Origin of the sequence: Streptomyces azureus (assembly GCF_001270025.1) — a bacterium.
Classification (GTDB): Bacteria; Actinomycetota; Actinomycetes; order Streptomycetales; family Streptomycetaceae; genus Streptomyces; species Streptomyces azureus.
The window spans coordinates 66,348-83,099 of record NZ_DF968198.1 but is presented as its reverse complement, the minus strand read 5'-3'; the positions used below and the strand labels follow the sequence as shown (position 1 = coordinate 83,099).

General features: G+C 68.1%; 13 protein-coding genes. 5 read left to right on the top strand and 8 right to left on the bottom strand.

Annotated features, from left to right (window positions below; genetic code table 11):
• Positions 1 to 10: 10 nt before the first annotated feature.
• Positions 11 to 2,407 carry a DUF6049 family protein gene (locus AOQ53_RS03160; RefSeq protein ID WP_059414770.1) on the bottom strand — a complete coding sequence of 799 codons (2,397 nt, stop codon included), beginning with the start codon at positions 2,405 to 2,407 and terminating at the stop codon, positions 11 to 13.
• A 256-nt stretch (positions 2,408 to 2,663) separates the two neighbouring features.
• Here AOQ53_RS03160 and AOQ53_RS03155 point away from each other — a divergent pair, with 256 nt between their 5' ends.
• On the top strand, positions 2,664 to 4,133 hold the full coding sequence (locus AOQ53_RS03155; protein WP_059414768.1) for a CCA tRNA nucleotidyltransferase: 1,470 nt from the start codon (positions 2,664 to 2,666) through the stop codon (positions 4,131 to 4,133).
• Between the two features lie 100 nt (positions 4,134 to 4,233).
• Here the strand turns inward: AOQ53_RS03155 and AOQ53_RS03150 are convergent, their stop codons facing one another.
• The 4 genes from AOQ53_RS03150 to AOQ53_RS03135 all read right to left on the bottom strand — a co-directional run bounded on the left by AOQ53_RS03150 (position 4,234) and on the right by AOQ53_RS03135 (position 8,022).
• The gene (locus AOQ53_RS03150; RefSeq protein WP_236711539.1) at positions 4,234 to 4,695 is read right to left on the bottom strand and encodes a DUF1720 domain-containing protein; all 462 of its coding nucleotides are present in this window, start codon (positions 4,693 to 4,695) and stop codon (positions 4,234 to 4,236) included.
• A gap of 172 nt (positions 4,696 to 4,867) precedes the next feature.
• Positions 4,868 to 6,130, bottom strand: a complete 1,263-nt coding sequence (locus AOQ53_RS03145) for an MFS transporter (protein WP_059414766.1) — start codon at positions 6,128 to 6,130, stop codon at positions 4,868 to 4,870.
• A gap of 89 nt (positions 6,131 to 6,219) precedes the next feature.
• On the bottom strand, positions 6,220 to 7,302 hold the full coding sequence (locus AOQ53_RS03140; protein ID WP_059414764.1) for an inositol-3-phosphate synthase: 1,083 nt from the start codon (positions 7,300 to 7,302) through the stop codon (positions 6,220 to 6,222).
• A gap of 45 nt (positions 7,303 to 7,347) precedes the next feature.
• Positions 7,348 to 8,022, bottom strand: coding sequence for a PadR family transcriptional regulator (locus AOQ53_RS03135; RefSeq protein ID WP_059414762.1), 675 nt, complete (start codon positions 8,020 to 8,022; stop codon positions 7,348 to 7,350).
• Between the two features lie 443 nt (positions 8,023 to 8,465).
• Here AOQ53_RS03135 and AOQ53_RS03130 point away from each other — a divergent pair, with 443 nt between their 5' ends.
• The gene (locus tag AOQ53_RS03130) at positions 8,466 to 11,114 is read left to right on the top strand and encodes a transglycosylase domain-containing protein (protein WP_236711538.1); all 2,649 of its coding nucleotides are present in this window, start codon (positions 8,466 to 8,468) and stop codon (positions 11,112 to 11,114) included.
• A 121-nt stretch (positions 11,115 to 11,235) separates the two neighbouring features.
• Entirely contained in the window at positions 11,236 to 12,747 is a 1,512-nt protein-coding gene (locus AOQ53_RS03125; protein ID WP_059414760.1) for a glycosyltransferase family 87 protein, read from the top strand.
• Between the two features lie 79 nt (positions 12,748 to 12,826).
• On the opposite strand, the gene AOQ53_RS03120 is transcribed toward AOQ53_RS03125, so the two are convergent.
• From AOQ53_RS03120 to AOQ53_RS03110, 3 genes are all read right to left on the bottom strand, one after another.
• Entirely contained in the window at positions 12,827 to 13,858 is a 1,032-nt protein-coding gene (locus AOQ53_RS03120; RefSeq protein WP_059414758.1) for an alanine racemase, read from the bottom strand.
• Positions 13,859 to 13,923: 65 nt separating this feature from the next.
• A complete protein-coding gene (gene femX / locus AOQ53_RS03115; RefSeq protein WP_059414756.1) occupies positions 13,924 to 15,045 on the bottom strand; it encodes a peptidoglycan bridge formation glycyltransferase FemX in 1,122 nt (373 codons plus the stop codon).
• 166 nt (positions 15,046 to 15,211) lie between these two features.
• On the bottom strand, positions 15,212 to 15,529 hold the full coding sequence (locus AOQ53_RS03110; protein ID WP_059414754.1) for a hypothetical protein: 318 nt from the start codon (positions 15,527 to 15,529) through the stop codon (positions 15,212 to 15,214).
• A gap of 264 nt (positions 15,530 to 15,793) precedes the next feature.
• On the opposite strand from AOQ53_RS03110, the gene rpsF reads away from it, so the two are divergent.
• Together rpsF and AOQ53_RS03100 are read left to right on the top strand one after the other, a co-directional pair.
• Complete coding sequence (gene rpsF, locus AOQ53_RS03105) at positions 15,794 to 16,084, top strand: 30S ribosomal protein S6 (protein ID WP_003991486.1); 291 nt, start codon at positions 15,794 to 15,796, stop codon at positions 16,082 to 16,084.
• A 71-nt stretch (positions 16,085 to 16,155) separates the two neighbouring features.
• Positions 16,156 to 16,746 carry a single-stranded DNA-binding protein gene (locus AOQ53_RS03100; protein ID WP_059414752.1) on the top strand — a complete coding sequence of 197 codons (591 nt, stop codon included), beginning with the start codon at positions 16,156 to 16,158 and terminating at the stop codon, positions 16,744 to 16,746.
• The last annotated feature ends 6 nt before the right edge of the window (positions 16,747 to 16,752 follow it).

Below are 16,752 nucleotides of genomic sequence, written 5' to 3'. Positions count from 1 at the left end.
CCACGACATCTCAACGGTCCACTCTCTCACCCGTGCCGGGCGGGTCGGCGCTTTCCGCTGCGGTGTCCGGGGCCGGGTCACTCGGCTGCTGCGGGGCGTCTGCCCGCGAGCCGGCCCCGGACTCCTCCTTGAGACGGTCGCCCGGGGCTTCTGGGTTCTGGGGAGCGCCGACCGGGTTGTCGACGTCGTCGTCCGCCTCCCCGGCGGTGTCCTCGGCGGCCTCGCGGGCGGCGGCGCGCTTGCGCTGGGTGTACATACGGAAGCCGGCGAGGACCAGGAGCAGGACGCCGCCGCCGATGACCAGCATCACGGTGGGCGTGACCTCGGTGACCTTCACGTCGAAGGTGACGGGCTCGCCGTACGTCTGGCCGTCCTCCGTGTACAGCTGGGCCTCGACCTTCGCCCGCCCGTTGGCGTTGGCGGACGTGGTGAACTTCACCGACTGGCTGTGCCCGCCGTTCACGGCGACCCGCTGCTCCTCGTAGGCGTTGCCGCCGATCTTCAGTCGCGTCGGGTTCTGGGACGTGAGCCGCAGCTTCAGGTGCTCGACGCCCTGGACCAGGTTGTTCTGGACGGTCACCGGGATCGTGGCGCTGCGGCCGGAGAGCTTGGTCTCCGACTTCTTGATCAGCTTCACTCCGTCGATCAGCCCGTCGAGGTAGGACTTGACGTCGTCGCGGTATCCCAACGCCGCGACGCCCCGGCCACGCCACGACGTGGACATCTCGCGGTTCATGGCTCGCCCGAAGGGGGTGACCACCCGGGACTGGTCGGTCAGGATCACCTTGAAGTTGTCGAGGTTCTTCTGTGTCTTCGCGATCTGCTCGAAAGCGGCTCGCGGCAGCTCCTGCTTGCTCAGCGAGGGGGGGTATGCGGAGGCGGGCGGCACCTTCCTGTTGGCCGCCGGGTCCGGCTTGGCCTTGGCGGCGGCCGTGAGGTCCTCTGACTCGGACCAGTTCCCGCCCTGGAGAGCCCCCAGCGCCTCGGCCATCGCCTGCGCCTGGCTCACGGAGGGCGTGCGCTGCGGGGCGACGACGACGCTGCGCTGCTTGCCGGTCTGGAGGCCGAGCGTCAGGCTCTGCGCCAGGAAACGCTGCACGGCGAGCGTGGACGCGGAGGCCTGCGTCAGGTCGCCCTGGAACGCAGTGGACATCCTGGCGTCCGCGACGACCGCCGTGGTGCCGCCGCCGATGGGCCGGGCCGCGGAGGGCGTGTACGACAGATTGTCCTGGAGGCTGTCGCTGCGGGCGATCACCTTGTCGGCGCCCGCGGAGGTCGCGACCTTCATGATCGACGGGTCGACGGCGCCGTCCACGGGCCAGGCGAAGTCCGTGGACGGTTTCATGTGGAGGATCGTCGGCACCGTGTTGTCGACGGCGTCGGTGGCCTCCTTGAGGTGGCTCAGCGAGCCCGTGACGCTCGTGCCGTTGTGGGCGAGGGAGGCCAGGTCCGGATCGCCGAACGGCAGGGCGACGACCTCCTTGCCCGCCACCGCCTGCTGGAGCTCGGAGAGCCACTGCTTGGCGACCGCCTGGCTCCGGCCGGAGGTGGTGGTGCCGTCCTCGCCCCTGACCTGGTAGTTCTTCGTCATCGCGTCGACAGACGCCAGCAGGTCCGGGTCGATCACCCAGGTGAGGTCGAGACTCTTGCCCAGCGACACCATCTGGTCGAGGCGGCCGCCTGGGGAGATCTCCTCGGCGAGGTCGTCGTTGCTGAAGACCGGCGTCTGCTGCTCGTTCGACCCCGTCTCGGCCGTCATGTGGACGTCGGAGACGAGCGGCCACAGGAACGTGGTCTTCGTCTTGGTGCCGGCCTCCTCCGGCTGCCACGGCAGGAACGTGCGCTGGATGCCGAGAACCTGGTCCCAGGGCTGCGCGGCTGTCTCACCGGAGAGCGCGACGGCCACCTGGTAGACGCCGTCCTGGCCGAGGTCCAGCTCGTCGACCGGCACGGAGATGTTGAAGGGCTCCGCGACGCCGGGGGTCAGCTTGGAGAACTTCTCGGTGTACTTGCCGCCGACCGCCTCACCGGCGGGGCCCTGGACGTCGTCGCTCTTCTTGGCGAGGGCGTCGATGGACGAGCGGGTCTCGAGCGAGGGCCCCACCCGCAGGTCGACGTGGGCGTCGGTGACCGGCTGCTTGCCGTTGTTGGTCACCGTGCCCGTCACGCTCACCGTGTCCCCCTCGGTGGGGGCGCTGGGGGTGAGCGAGTCGACAGCGACGGACACCGAGCCCGCGCCGGAGGCAGCCTGCGGGGACTCCTGCCCGGATGCGTCCGCCGGCGTCGCGGCGGGCAGCTGGAGGAGTCCGGCCAGCAGGGGCGCGCTGGCGAGCAGTGTCCCGGTGCGCCGTAGCCACCGGCGGGCAGGTGAGGCACTGGTCCCCTGGAAGTCTGCCGCCTCGGCCACGCGCTCGCCCGTCCCTCGTCGTCGTCAGTGGTCGTCGGAATGTGCGTCCACGCATGGTAACGATGCGCGCTGAGGGGAAGTGCCGCGGTCCGCTCCACAAGATCGCGGCCCGACGCCGTGCTGTCCGGAATGTCGCCGTATGGCAGACAGTGGTTTTCTACAGGGCAAGGGCATCCTTTGTGCGCGTATTGACGGACGTGTCTGCACGCGGAATAGGGGGGCTCGGGGGCGTCCGGGCCACGTACCCTCTTCTGTTGTGCCGAACGCCAACGAAGAGATGCCCAGTGCCCTGAGCCAGGTGCAGAACCGCGCGGTGAGTGAACTGCTGCGGGTCGAGCCTGTCGCCGACGACCTTGCCCGCCGCTTCCAGGAGGCCGGGTTCTCACTTGCCCTGGTCGGCGGCTCGGTCCGGGACGCGTTGCTGGGCCGGCTCGGCAATGACCTGGACTTCACGACCGACGCCCGCCCCCAGGACGTACTCAAGATCATGCGCCCGTGGGCGGATGCCCTCTGGGAGGTGGGGATCGCCTTCGGTACGGTCGGAGCGCAGAAAAGCGCCCGCGTCGGAGACGCTGATCGACACTTTCAGATCGAGGTGACCACCTACCGGTCGGAGGCGTACGACCGGACCTCGCGCAAGCCCGAGGTGTCGTACGGCGACTCCATCGAGGAGGACCTCGTCCGCCGCGACTTCACGGTGAACGCCATGGCCGTCGCGCTGCCGGCGAAGGAGTTCATCGATCCGCACGGCGGGCTCGAGGACCTCGCGTCGCGTGTGCTGCGTACTCCTGGCACCCCGGAGGAGTCCTTCTCGGACGATCCGCTGCGGATGATGCGGGCCGCGCGATTCGCGGCTCAGCTCGACTTCGAGGTCGCCCCCGAGGTGGTCGCGGCGATGCACGAGATGGCCGGGCGTATCGAGATCGTCTCGGCCGAGCGGGTGCGGGACGAGCTGAACAAGCTGATCCTGTCGCCGCACCCGCGCAAGGGCCTGTCGCTGCTCGTCGAGACGGGCCTCGCCGACCGCGTGCTGCCCGAGCTGCCGGCCCTGCGCCTGGAGCGTGACGAGCACCACCGGCACAAGGACGTCTACGACCACACGCTGATCGTCCTGGAGCAGGCGATGGCGCTGGAGGACGACGGTCCCGACCTGACCCTCCGTCTGGCCGCCCTGCTGCATGACATCGGCAAGCCCCGCACGCGTCGCTTCGAGAAGGACGGCCGGGTCTCGTTCCACCACCACGAGGTGGTCGGGGCAAAGATGACCAAGAAGCGCATGACGGCGCTGAAGTACTCCAACGAGTTGGTGAAGGACGTCTCACGTCTGGTCGAACTTCACCTGCGCTTCCACGGCTACGGCACCGGCGAGTGGACGGACTCGGCGGTCCGCCGCTACGTCCGTGACGCCGGCCCGCTTCTCGACCGCCTCCACAAGCTGACCCGCTCGGACTGCACTACGCGCAACAAGCGCAAGGCGGCGGCCCTGTCGCGTGCGTACGACGGTCTGGAGGAGCGGATCGCCAAGCTTCAGGAGCAGGAGGAGCTGGACTCGATCCGCCCGGACCTCGACGGCAACCAGATCATGGAAATCCTCGGTGTCGGTCCCGGCCCGGTCATCGGCCGCGCGTACAAGCACATGCTGGAGCTGCGCCTGGAGAACGGGCCGATGGAGCGCGACTCCGCAGTGGCCGCGCTCAAGGAGTGGTGGGCCGAGCAGGAGGGCTGAGGCTGTGAAAACGGGGTCATGTTTCACGTGAAACATGACCCCGGGAGACGGATCGAGGGGCGGTGTTTCACGTGAAACACCGCCCCTCCCTGTATCTGTCTTACTTCTTCTCCTTCAGGCAGAGCAGGAAGTCCTTGCCGTCACCGCTCTCGGTGTACGTGTACTGGAAGCCCTTGGCTTCGGCCGCACACTTGCTCGACGCCATTGTCTGCGTGAGGTATGCGCCCTCGATCTTGGCCAGCACCACGAACCGAGCCTTCGCATCACTGCACTCGACAACTTCGAGGTCCGGGTTGTTGTCGTTGGTGCTGCCACGGTGCATGCAGTCGCCGACGGCCGCCGTCTTGGCGTCGTCCCGGCTGGTTATGTAGCCGCCGACGGCAATGCTCGCCACGGCGATGACGATGGCGATGTTCTTGATGGTCTTGAAGCTGAGCTTGCGACCGGTCGGCTGCGGCGGAACCGGCGCATAAGGAGCCGCACCCTGGGGCGGGAAGCCAGGCTGGCCGGGCTGCTGGGGGTAGCCCCCCTGCGGCGGGTACGGGGCCTGGGGCTGACCCACGGGCTGGCCCTATGCGAACGGGTTGCCCTGGGGCGGCGGAGTAGTCACTAGGGGGTCCCGCTTGAACATGGGTGAGTGACGCGAACATGTCGCGAGATAAGACCCACGTGAGTTATCGGTCCCCACTGACAGCGCAGTTGTCGGATGTGGCTCTGTGTCATTGATGTGACACTTACTGGCGGCCAAACCGGCCCATAGTCATAGCTACTGCCGCGTAGATAACGGCGATCGTGATCACCAGCGGCACGGATCGGCCGTCCGGCGGCAGCATCAGGGCGGCGACAGCGGCGGCACCGACGAAAGCGACGTTGAAAAGGACGTCGTAGACCGAGAAGATCCGGCCACGGAAGCCGTCCTCGACGGAGGACTGGACGATTGTGTCCGTGGCGATCTTCGCCCCCTGAGTGGTCAGACCCAGGACGAAGGCCGCAGCCAGCAGAGGGGCAGTGGCGAACGGCAGTCCCAAAGCGGGCTCCAGGAGGGCAGCGGCACCCGCGCACACGACGATCCAGCGGCCCGGCCCGAGCCGTCCGGCGGTCCAGGGCGTCACCACCGCCGCCGCGAAGAAACCGGCGCCGGAGACGCCCAACGCCAGCCCCAGCAGGGCGAGTCCGTCGTCCGTGGTCGTGGTGAGCGCGTACCGGCAGAGCATCAGCAGCATCACCAGCAGGGCGCCGTAGCAGAAGCGCATCAGCGCCATCGCCACGAGCGCCCAGGCCGCTTCCCGGCGCTGCGGCGCGGCCAGGTGACGTACCCCCGCCACCAGGTCGCGAACGGTGCCCCTGAGAGCCGCACCGATCCGCTCGCCCACCAAGTTCCGGTCGGGGCCCAGGAGTTCCCGCGCCATGCTGAGTGACGCCAGGGCGGCGCACAGATACAGCACGGCTCCCACGAGCACCACGGCGGCATCGGAGTCCGCCACGAACAAGCGGACGACGAAGGCGATACCGCCGCCCGCGGTCGCCGCCAGCGTCCCGGCGGTCGGGGAGAGAGAGTTGGCGATGACGAGGCGCTCGGCGTCGACCACGCGGGGCAGCGCGGCGGACAGGCCGGAGAGGACGAAACGGTTGACGGCGGTGACGCACAGGGCGGAGACGTAGAAAAGCCAGTCCGGAGCCGGACTGAGTATCAGCAGAGCCGTGGCGGCAGCCAGCAGGGCGCGCAGCAGGCTGCCGTACAGCAGGACCTGGCGGCGCCGCCAGCGGTCCAGCAGGACACCGGCGAAAGGGCCGACAAGGGAGTACGGGAGCAGCAGCACCGCCATGGCGGAGGCGACCGCGGCCGCCGAGGTCTGCTTCTCCGGCGAGAAGACCACGTACGCGGCGAGCGCGACCTGGTAGACGCCGTCGGCGCCCTGGGAGAGCAGGCGCACGCCGAGCAGGCGCCGGAAGCCCTGGAAGCGCAACAGGACGCGCAGGTCACGGACGACGGCCATGGGGCCCAGCCTCACATACGGAGAGGGTCCCCGGGTCGTACGACCCGGGGACCCTCCCAGCCCTGGCAGGAGCGATCAGTTGCGGCGCGTCAGCGCTCGACCTCACCCTTGATGAACTTCTCGACGTTCTCGCGGGCCTCGTCGTCGTAGTACTGGACCGGCGGGGACTTCATGAAGTAGCTCGACGCGGAGAGCACGGGGCCGCCGATGCCGCGGTCCTTGGCGATCTTCGCGGCGCGCAGGGCGTCGATGATGACGCCGGCGGAGTTCGGGGAGTCCCAGACCTCCAGCTTGTACTCCAGGTTCAGCGGGACGTCACCGAACGCGCGGCCCTCCAGGCGGACGTAGGCCCACTTGCGGTCGTCGAGCCAGGCCACGTAGTCGGACGGGCCGATGTGGACGTTGTCCGCGCCCATGTCGCGGTCGCGGATCTGGGAGGTGACGGCCTGTGTCTTGGAGATCTTCTTGGACTCCAGGCGGTCGCGCTCCAGCATGTTCTTGAAGTCCATGTTGCCGCCGACGTTCAGCTGCATCGTGCGGTCCAGGACGACGCCCCGGTCCTCGAACAGCTTCGCCATGACCCGGTGCGTGATGGTGGCGCCGACCTGGGACTTGATGTCGTCACCGACGATCGGGACGCCCGCCTCGGTGAACTTGTCCGCCCACTCCTTGGTGCCGGCGATGAAGACCGGGAGGGCGTTGACGAAGGCGACCTTGGCGTCGATGGCGCACTGGGCGTAGAACTTCGCCGCGTCCTCGGAGCCGACAGGCAGGTAGCAGACAAGGACGTCGACCTGCTTGTCCTTGAGGACCTGGACGATGTCGACCGGCTCCTCGGCGGACTCCTCAATGGTCTCCCGGTAGTACTTGCCGAGGCCGTCGAGGGTGTGGCCGCGCTGCACCGTCACGCCGGTGCTGGGTACGTCGCAGATCTTGATGGTGTTGTTCTCGGAGGCGCCGATGGCGTCCGCCAGGTCGAGACCGACCTTCTTGGCGTCCACGTCGAACGCGGCGACGAAGTCGACGTCGCGGACGTGGTAGTCGCCGAACTGGACGTGCATCAGGCCCGGCACCTTGGACGCCGGGTCGGCGTCCTTGTAGTACTCGACTCCCTGCACCAGCGATGCGGCGCAGTTGCCCACACCGACGATGGCTACGCGAACCGAACCCATTCCGGTTGCTCCCTGTGTGTACGAGTGAGGCCCTTCAATGGGCTCTCACGTGGCGGTGTCGTCGGGCGTATCCGGACGGGGGTCGTCCCCCGGCCGGGGCAGGCCGCCCGACGCTCCAGATGTGGTGTCACGCGAAGCGGGCTCCCCGGAGGCGGGGCCCTTCAGGTCCCGTCCCGCCCGCTCGCTCTCGATGAGCTCGTTCAGCCAGCGCACTTCGCGCTCCACGGACTCCATCCCGTGGCGCTGGAGCTCAAGCGTGTAGTCGTCGAGGCGCTCCCGGGTCCGGGCCAGGGAGAGGCGCATCTTCTCCAGGCGCTCCTCCAGCCGGCTGCGGCGGCCCTCCAGCACGCGCATGCGCACGTCGCGTGAGGTTTGCCCGAAGAAAGCGAAACGGGCGGCGAATGTCTCGTCCTCGTACGCGTCGGGCCCGGTCTGCGAGAGCAGCTGCTCGAAGTGCTCCTTGCCTTCCGCCGTCAACCGGTAGACGATCTTGGCGCGGCGGCCGGTGAGGTGAGCGGCCTCGGTGTCGTTCCCCGGCTCCTCGATCAGCCAGCCGTTGGCGACCAGTGTCTTGAGGCAGGGGTAGAGCGTCCCGTAGCTGAACGCACGGAACACACCCAGTGACGTGTTGAGTCGTTTGCGCAGCTCATAGCCGTGCATCGGAGATTCGCGGAGCAGGCCGAGTACGGCGAACTCGAGGATTCCGGAACGCCGGCTCATCGTCGCCTCCTCTCTGCCGCGGTACCCGATGTCTTGATCCGAGGTCTCGGTCCTAGGTCTCGGACCGATGTGTCAGTCCGATGTGTCGGCCCGATGTGTCGCGCTGATGTATCGACTCGATACATCACGACGATAGAACGGCCTTCCGGATGCGACAAGAGGGGGTGTGGTGAACGGGATCACATCACCGATTCATCGGACACGAGTTGCCTGATTTGAGGTGAAGTTCAGGCCTCGGCAGGTTTTGGCGGTGCGTAGTCTGTGCGCCATGCACATCACCGGGAACCAAGTGACGCCTGAGAGCGTCGTCGTCTTCGGTGTAGTACGGGTGCATGCGGGACCGATGAATGCGGAGCCGACCGCATCCGTACTTCGGGGGGACCGGAAACCAGCCGCCGTTTCCAGGCGCGCAAGGGTGCGCCTGCCCGAGGAGTAGTCGTTCGATGAGCGAGCACCGTCGCAAACCGCCGCAGCCGCAGGGAGGCGGACGTGCCGCGGCCCGACGCGGCCAGTCCGGCTCGTCCTCCGGCCGCCGCGCGGCCCCGCGAGGCGCCACAGGGTCTCCGTCCGACTCCTATGGGTCGGGCTCCTATGACGCGGGGGGTGAGGAGCGTACGTACGGCGGCCGTGCCGAGGCCCGGCGTGCGGCGCAGAGAAGCACCGGAGGCGGCCGCCGCAGAGCGGCCGAACCGAGCCGTGGTGGCCGCCGCGCCGCCCCGGGCGGCCCTGCGGGTCCCGGGCGGGGCCGAGGGCGCGCGGCTGCCGTCTCAGACAGGAAGCGGCTGATCGACTATCCGCGGGCCGGCAAATACGGCTGGCAGCGCTGGCTGCCGTCCTGGAAGCTCGTCTCCGGTCTGTGCATCGGCTTCTTCGGCAGCCTGGTGGCCGTGGCGGGCATCGGTTACGCCATGGTGGGCGTCCCCAACGAGGAGAACGCGGCGGCCCTGTCGCAGAACAACGTCTACTACTGGTCGAACGGCAATCAGATGGTCGCGACGGGCAGCGGCCAGAACCGGCAGAACGTCACGATCGAGCGGATCCCTCCGGCCATGCGGCAGGCGGTGATCTCGGCCGAGAACAAGACCTTCTACAAGGACTCGGGCGTCGACCCCATGGGCATCGCCCGCGCCTTGGCGAACATGGCCCGGGGCGGCGACACCCAGGGCGGCTCGACGATCACCCAGCAGTTCGTCAAGAACACGTACCTGAGCCAGGAACAGACGATCACCCGTAAGTTCAAGGAGATGTTCATCTCGATCAAGGTGGGCACGAAGCTCACCAAGGACGAGATTCTCCAGGGGTACCTCAACACTTCGTACTACGGGCGTGGCGCCTACGGCATCCAGGCCGCCGCCCAGACGTACTACGGCAAGAACGCGGAAGATCTCAAGCCGAGTGAGTGCGCCTTCCTCGCCGCGCTGCTCAAGGGCCCGACGTACTTCGACCCCGCGGGAAACAAGAGCCTCGACCCTTCGGCGAGCGCCGAAGCCAACCGCAAGCGCTCCGAGCAGCGCTGGGGCTGGATCCTCCAGCAGATGCACAACGACAAGAAGCTCACGGACGCCCAGTATCAGGAGGCGATCAAGAGGTACCCCGAGCCGCAGGGCCGCAAGGCGACCAAGGGCATGAGCGGCCAGATCAGCTACCTGGTGGACACGGCCAAGAAGTACGTCCTGAACAACTCCAACATCACGGAGCAGGACTTCGACCGGGGCGGCTACCAGATCAGGACGACCTTCGAGAAGGCCAAGGTCGAGGCGCTGGCCAAGGCCGTGAAGAAGGTCGAGAAGGAAAAGCTGGACCCGGAGAAGCGTGAGCTGGACAAGCACGTCCAGTTCGGTGCGGCGTCGGTGAAGCCCAATGACGGCGCGATCGTCGCGCTCTACGGCGGTGCGGGCTACGAGAAGGGCCACTTCAACAACAACGCGGACACCTCGGGTGTCCCCGTCGGGTCGACGTGGAAGCCGTTCGTGCTCGCCGCCGCGATGGAGTACGGCACCTATCGGAGCGACGGAGTCGGTGTCTCGCCGCTGAGCAAGTACAACGGCAACGACGACCTGAAGGTCAGGAAGCCGGACGGCTCCTATTACCTGCGCAAGGACAACTCGATTTTCCGGCAGCAGAACGAGAGCGACCACCCGTGGGGCTACATCACCCTGCGCAAGGCGATGGAGCAGTCCGTCAACACGCCGTTCGTGCAGCTCGGCGTGGATGTGGGCATGGCGCGGGTGCGGGAAGTCGCCAAGCGATCCGGGATCCTGGACCAGAGCATGGTGCAGGAGCTCAATCCGTCGTTCGCGCTCGGTACGTCGACCCCCAGCGCGATCCGCATGGCCGACGCCTACGCGACGTTCGCCGCCGCAGGCAAGCAGGCCGCCCCGTACTCGGTGACCAGCGTCAAGTTCAACGGTAAGGAGATCGAAGGGTTCGAGAAGCCGAGGGTCACGCGGGCGATGCCCGAGAACGTGGCGAACAACGTCACGAACGTTCTGGAGAACGTCATCCAGAACGGTACGGGTAAGAACGCCCTGTCCCTGGGGCGTACGGCGGCCGGCAAGACCGGTACGACGGACGAGAACAAGTCGGCCTGGTTCGTCGGTTACACCAAGCAGCTGTCGACCTCAATCGCCATGTTCCGTGAGGACCCCAAGAGCGCCAAGCTGCTCTCCATGAACGGCACGGCGGGTGAGGAGTCCATTCACGGCGGTGACGTCCCCACGCTGGTGTGGACCGAGTACATGAAGGCCGCGCTGAAAGGCAAGCCCGACCTCGGCTTCCCGGATCCCGAGACGATCGGCAAGATCCAGGACGCGGTGGGTGCTCCGACTCCGACCCCGACCCCGAGCATTACGCCCAGCGAAACCCCGTCCTCGTCGCCGAGCGCCACGCCCAGCGAGACCCCGACGCTTCCGTCGCCCTCGCCGAGTGACACCTGTGGGTTCTTCGGCTGTGAGAACGACGGCGGTACGGAGAACGGCGGCAGTACAGGCGGAGACGTGTCGCCCTCGCCCTCGCCGAGCGATACGAGCGAGGACGGCGGCAACACCAGAGGAAACGGCAACGGCGGCTTCTTCGGAGGCCCCGCCGGATAGCCCACCGATCGCCCGGCTTGGGTGTTTCACGTGAAACGCGAAGGCGTTTCACGTGAAACAGGGGCCGCCGCACCTACCCGGTGTGGCGGCCCTCGGCGTATGGACAGACGCGTACGGCAGGATGTGCGGCATGGCCAGTGCAGAATCGACGCAAGCGAGCGTCCACGAGCCGGGCCCGGTGCGGCCGACCCAGGAGGACGAGGTCGCCGCGGCCGGCAGCGAGCTGATCGGCGGCCCGCTCGGGCGGCGTGCCCTGCTCGGGGCGTCCAGGTGGACTCCCGTGCGGGTGATCGCGCTGGTGGCGATCGGCATGTTCGCCCTCGGCCTGGTCCAGAAGGCGCCCTGCTACAACGGCGCCTGGTTCTTCGGGGCCAGCTCCCAGTACACGCACGCGTGTTACTCGGACATCCCGCACCTCTACCAGGGGCGTGGCTTCGCCGACGGGCTCGTGCCGTACTTCGACAAGCTCCCCGGTGACATGCAGTACCTGGAGTACCCGGTGCTCACCGGCGTCTTCATGGAGGTCGCCTCCTGGCTCACGCCCGGCAGCGGCACCATCCAGGACCAGGAGCAGTGGTACTGGATGGTCAACGCCGGGATGCTGATGGCGTGTGCGTCGGTCATCGCCGTCTGCGTGACCCGCACCCATGCCCGGCGTCCCTGGGACGGCCTGCTCGTCGCCCTGGCGCCTGCCGCCGCGCTGACGGCGACCATCAACTGGGACCTGCTCGCGGTGGCCCTGACGGCCGCGGCGATGCTGATGTGGTCGCGCGGCCGCTCCCTCGCCTTCGGAGTCCTGCTGGGACTCGCCACGGCCGCCAAGCTGTATCCCTTCCTGATCCTCGGGCCGCTGCTGGTGCTGTGCTGGCGCGCGGGCAAGTGGCGTGAGTTCGGGGCGGCTGTGGGCGGTGCGATCGTCGCCTGGGTCGTCGTGAACGGGCCGGTGATGCTCTTCGCGTTCGAGGGCTGGTCGAAGTTCTACACGTTCAGCCAGGAACGGGGCGTCGACTTCGGCTCCTTCTGGCTGATCATGGCTCAGAACTCGGACGACCCGCTCAGCACCGACACCGTCAACACACTCGCCACGCTGCTGATGCTGGTGTGCTGCGCGGGAGTCGCGGTGCTCGCGCTGACCGCTCCGCGCCGCCCGAGGTTCGCCCAGCTCGCCTTCCTGATCGTCGCGGCGTTCATCCTCACCAACAAGGTCTACTCGCCGCAGTACGTCCTGTGGCTGGTGCCCCTGGCCGCCCTGGCCCGGCCGAAGTGGCGGGACTTCCTGATCTGGCAGGCCTGCGAGGTGGCTTACTTCCTGGGGATCTGGATGTACCTCGCGTACACGACCAGCGGAGACGCCCACAAGGGGCTGCCCACCGACGGCTACCACTGGGCCATCGGCCTGCACCTGCTGGGCACGCTGTATCTGTGCGTCACGGTCGTGCGTGACATCCTCATGCCGGAGCGGGATCCGGTCCGCCGGTCCGGGGACGACGATCCCTCGGGCGGAGTGCTCGACGGCGCTCAGGACGTCTTCGTCCTCGGCCCCGCGGCCCGACCCGCCCGGCACGCGGCCGCTCAGTTCGACGGACCGCAGGTCGAATGGGGCAGGCGGGGCGCGACGGGCGGTTCGCTCTGAGCGAACGATGCGAAAGGCCGTACACGGGACACCGTGTACGGCCTTCTCGCTGTGCCGGGCCCGTCGGTGCGTGCGCCGGTCAGCGGTCCACGAGCCGGTCGAACTGCGTGGTGGTGTGCCGCAGATGGGCCACCAGCTCCTCGCCGACCTTCGGCTCCGGGGCGTCCGCGGGCACGAACAGGATCGAGACCTGCATGTGCGGCGGCTCGGCGAACCAGCGCTGCTTGCCGCCCCAGACGAAGGGAGAAAGGTTCCGGTTGACCGTCGCGAGGCCGGCCCGGGCGACGCCCTTGGCACGCGGCATGACGCCGTGCATCGCCTTGGGGGCCTCCAGGCCCACCCCGTGCGACGTACCGCCCGCCACGACGACCAGGAAGCCGTCGGAGGCCGCCTTCTGCTGGCGGTAGCCGAAGCGCTCGCCCTTGGCCACGCGCGTGACGTCCAGGACCGCGCCGCGGTACTCGGTGGCCTCGTGGTCCCCCAGCCACAGGCGCGTGCCGATGCGGGCCCGGAACCGCGTCTGCGGGAACTGCTGCTGGAGCCGGGCGAGATCCTCGGCCTTGAGGTGGCTGACGAACATGGTGTGGAGCGGCAGCCGGGCGGCGCGCAGCCGGTCCATCCAGCCGATGACCTCCTCGACCGCGTCCGAGCCGTCGGTGCGGTCCAGCGGCAGGTGGATCGCGAAGCCTTCCAGGCGGATGTTCTCGATGGCGGCGTGCAGCTGGGACAGGTCCTGCTCACCGATGCCGTGCCGCTTCATCGAGGACATCACCTCGATCACCACACGGGCGCCGACGAGGCCGTACACGCCGTCTATCGACGACACCGAGCGGATGACCCGGTCCGGCAGGGGCACGGGCTCCTCGCCACGCCGGTACGGCGTCAGCACCAGCAGGTCACCGCCGAACCAGTCCTTGATCCGGGCGGCCTCGTACGTCGTGCCGACGGCGAGGACGTCCGAGCCCAGCCGCGTGGCCTCCTCCGCCAGCCGCTCGTGCCCGAAGCCGTAACCGTTGCCCTTGCAGACCGGCACGAGGCCGGGGAACTGCTCCTGCACGTGCTTGTGGTGCGCCCGCCAGCGCGCGGTGTCGACGTAGAGCGTGAGCGCCATGGCCGGACCTGGAACCTTTCTCGTGGTTGCCGTGTATCAGAGGTATGGAAGCACTGAAGGTGACATCAGCGGCGCGACATGTAGATGTCGAGCGCCTTGTGCAGCAGCTTGTTCAGCGGGAAGTCCCACTCGCCGAGGTACTCGGCGGCCTGCCCGCCCGTGCCCACCTTGAACTGGATCAGACCGAAGAGGTGGTCGGTCTCGTCCAGCGAGTCGGAGATACCGCGCAGGTCGTAGACGGTGGCGCCGAGGGCGTAGGCGTCGCGCAGCATCCGCCACTGCATCGCGTTCGAGGGCCGGACCTCGCGGCCGATGTTGTCGGAGGCGCCGTAGGAATACCAGACGTGCCCGCCGACGATCAGCATCGTCGCCGCCGACAGGTTCACACCGTTGTGCCGTGCGAAGTACAACCGCATGCGGTTGGGGTCCTCGCTGTTGAGGGCCGTCCACATGCGCTGGAAGTACGACAGCGGTCGCGGGCGGAAGTGGTCGCGCACGGCTGTGATCTCGTACAGCCGCTGCCATTCCTCGAGGTCCTGGTAGCCGCCCTGGACGACCTCGACGCCGGCCTTCTCGGCCTTCTTGATGTTGCGGCGCCACAGCTGGTTGAAGTTCTTGTGGACCTCTTCGAGGGAGCGGTTGGCCAGCGGCACCTGGAAGACGTAGCGGGGCTGGACGTCGCCGAAGCCGGCGCCGCCGTCCTCGCCCTGCTGCCAGCCCATGCGGCGCAGCTTGTCGGCGACCTCGAAGGCGCGCGGCTCGATGTGGTCGGCCTCGATGTCGCGCAGCCGCTTCACGTCGGGGTTCTGGATGCCCTGCTTGATGGAGGTGGCGTCCCAGCGCCGGATGACCACCGGCGGCCCCATCTTCACCGAGAAGGCGCCCTGCTGCTTCAGGTGCGCCAGCATCGGCTCGATCCACTCCTGGAGATTTGGCGCGAACCAGTTGATGACCGGGCCCTCGGGCAGGTAGGCGAGGTAGCGCTTGATCTTGGGAAGCTGCCGGTAGAGGACCAGACCGGCACCGACCAGCTCGCCCGTCCTGTCGTCGAACCACCCGAGGTTCTCGGAGCGCCACTCCGCCTTGACGTCAGCCCAGGCCGGGACCTGCATGTGGCTCGCCGACGGCAGGCTCTGGATGTAGGCCAGATGCTGCTCGCGACTGATGGTCCTCAGGGTCAGGCTCATTTCGGGGCGCTCCTCGGGCTGGTGTGTCCCCATAGGGTCAGGGGCTCCGGCTCTCGCGCGAAGCCTACTGCGCCTTGGATGCGCGCCGGTTGGGCGTACGGGACCTTCGCCCCGGCCCGTGAGCGGCCGGGGCGTCGCCCGGTGTTCGGAAGGAGTGTCCCTGGCGTCAGTCGACGAGACCGCCGAAGAGACCGCCGTGCGCCATGCCCAGGAAGAACCCGACACCCGCGGCACCGAGGCCGAGGATCAGGCCGAAGCGCTCCCGGGTCGTCTCCGAGACCCACTGGCCGTACGCACCGGTGAGAATGCCCACCAGGCCGGTCCAGGAGCTCAGCAGATGCAGGTCCTCGTCGACGAGGGCCGTGATGAACGACGTGATGCCCAGCACCAGGGTTACCGCGAGCAGGATGTCCTGGAGGGGGTGGGGCTTGCCGTCCGTGGCGAAGAGGCCGCCGGCGGTGTTGGGTCGCATTGCCTGTGCCATAGGGCACCTCCTGCGAAAGTCGGCGCACCGTAGCGCCATACACACCCGATGTGTACAGATTGGCTGCCCTGACAGCCGGATTTCAACCGCAAGCCGCTGAGCGGGTAGTCTGTACCGTCCGCACCGGTGTCTGCCCATGTCACGGCAGGGGCTTCTCCACAGAACCCCCGATTGTCAGTGGTGGCCGATACCGTTGCCTACGCATCACAACCCTCCTGCCACGGAACGACCGTGGCCGCTGAGTCCAAAGGAGGTGGGTTCCACATGCGTCACTACGAGGTGATGGTCATCCTCGACCCCGACGTCGAGGAGCGCGCTGTCTCCCCGCTGATCGAGAACTTCCTCTCTGTCGTCCGTGACGGCGGCGGAAAGGTCGAGAAGGTCGACACCTGGGGCCGTCGTCGTCTCGCGTACGAGATCAAGAAGAAGCCCGAGGGCATCTACTCGGTCATCGACCTGCAGGCCGAGCCTGCGGTCGTCAAGGAGCTCGACCGCCAGATGAACCTGAACGAGTCGGTCCTCCGGACCAAGGTCCTCCGTCCCGAGACCCACTGAGCTCTCACGCTCAGCTGATCCCGGGATTCGAGTAGCAAGCAGCCAGAGCAAACCCGCCGAGAGGTTCCCCCATGGCAGGCGAGACCGTCATCACGGTGGTCGGCAATCTTGTCGACGACCCCGAGCTGCGCTTCACCCCCTCCGGTGCGGCCGTCGCGAAGTTCCGTGTCGCGTCCACTCCCCGCACCTTCGACCGCCAGACGAACGAGTGGAAGGACGGCGAGAGCCTCTTTCTGACCTGCTCGGTCTGGCGTCAGGCGGCGGAGAACGTCGCCGAGTCGCTCCAGCGAGGCATGCGCGTCATCGTGCAGGGCCGGCTGAAGCAGCGGTCCTACGAGGACCGTGAGGGCGTCAAGCGCACGGTCTACGAGCTGGACGTCGAGGAAGTCGGCGCCAGCCTGCGCAATGCCACGGCCAAGGTCACCAAGACCACCGGCCGCGGTGGCCAGGGCGGTTACGGCGGCGGTGGCGGTGGCGCCCAGGGTGGCGGCGGCTGGGGCGGCGGCTCCGGTGGCGGCCAGCAGGGCGGCGGCGCTCCCGCCGACGACCCGTGGGCGACCGGCGCTCCCGCCGGTGGCAACCAGGGCGGTGGCGGCGGCTGGGGCGGTGGCTCCGGCGGCGGTGGCGGTGGCGGCGGCTACTCGGACGAGCCCCCCTTCTAGGGCGGG